The 1,140-nt window shown below is 68.4% G+C and carries 1 pseudogene; it reads left to right on the top strand.

The annotated features are described in order from the left end of the window. Positions 1-1,140: pseudogene (locus CQ14_RS00025) on the top strand (lytic transglycosylase domain-containing protein); the annotation flags it as partial.

Raw genomic sequence — 1,140 nt, 5'->3', positions numbered from 1 at the left:
CGCCGCCTGTGCTGGCGCCCGCCACGCGCCAGCATGCCGCCCTGCCGCCTCCGCGCAAGCAGGTGGCCCCCGCAGCGGTAGCCGCGACGACCTCGACGTCGCAGGCCGACAAGGACGCGCTGGAAAACGTCATTGAGCTCGTGCGCAAGCAAAAGCCCGGCGATGCAACGCAGGTGCAAGCGTCGATTTCCGATCCGGTCGCGCGCAAGCTCGCGGAATGGCTGATCCTGCGCAGTGACAACAACAACGCCTCGGTCGAGCGCTACCGCGCGTTCGTGTCGGCCAATCCGACCTGGCCGTCGCAGATCTTCCTTCGCCGGCGCATCGAGGCCGCGCTGTGGGACGATCGCCGCGACGACGCCACGGTGTGGTCGTGGTTCGAAAACCAGTCGCCGGTCTCGGCCAAGGGCAAGTTCGCGCTGGCCAAGGCGATGATCGCGCGCGGCGATCGCGCCAACGCCGAGCGGCTGGTCCGCGAGGCCTGGCGTCACGACGGCATGTCGGAAGACACCGAGAGCGCAGCACTCGACGTGTTCGGCCCGCTGCTGACGGCAGGCGACCACAAGACGCGCATGGAATCGCTGCTCTACGGCACCGAGCAGGAGGCCGGCGGCATGCGCGCCGCGAAACGATTGGGGTCCGGCCATGTAGCGCTGGCGAAAGCTCGAATCGCGGCCAACAAAAAGGCTTCCAACCTGCGGGCGCTGCTCGAGGCGGTGCCGCGCGAGCTGCACGGCGAGACCGGCTATCTCTTCGCGCGGATCCAGCTGCTTCGCCGCGAGGAGAAGTTCAGCGAGGCCGCGCAGCTCATGCTCGGCGCGCCGAAAGACCCGAATCGCCTGCACAATCTCAACGAATGGTGGATCGAGCGGCGCCTGCTGTCGCGCAAGATGATTGACGAGGGCGAGTATCGCAGCGCGTATCTCATCGCGCGGGATGCGGCGCTGCCGACGCGCGACATCTACAAGACCGAGCAGGAATTCACCGCCGGTTGGATTGCGCTGCGGTTCCTGAAAGATCCGGCGGTTGCCGCCCAGCACTTCGCGCGCATCGGCGTCGGCAGCGCGAATCCGACCGCGCTCGCGCGCGCCGGCTATTGGCAGGGCCGCGCGGCGGAAGCCGCGGGCCGCTCGCAGGAAG

The organism is Bradyrhizobium lablabi (genome assembly GCF_001440475.1).
In the GTDB taxonomy this organism is placed as follows: Bacteria; Pseudomonadota; Alphaproteobacteria; order Rhizobiales; family Xanthobacteraceae; genus Bradyrhizobium; species Bradyrhizobium lablabi.
The sequence above is the reverse complement of the archived record's forward strand: the minus strand, read 5'-3'. Positions and strand labels throughout refer to the sequence as shown.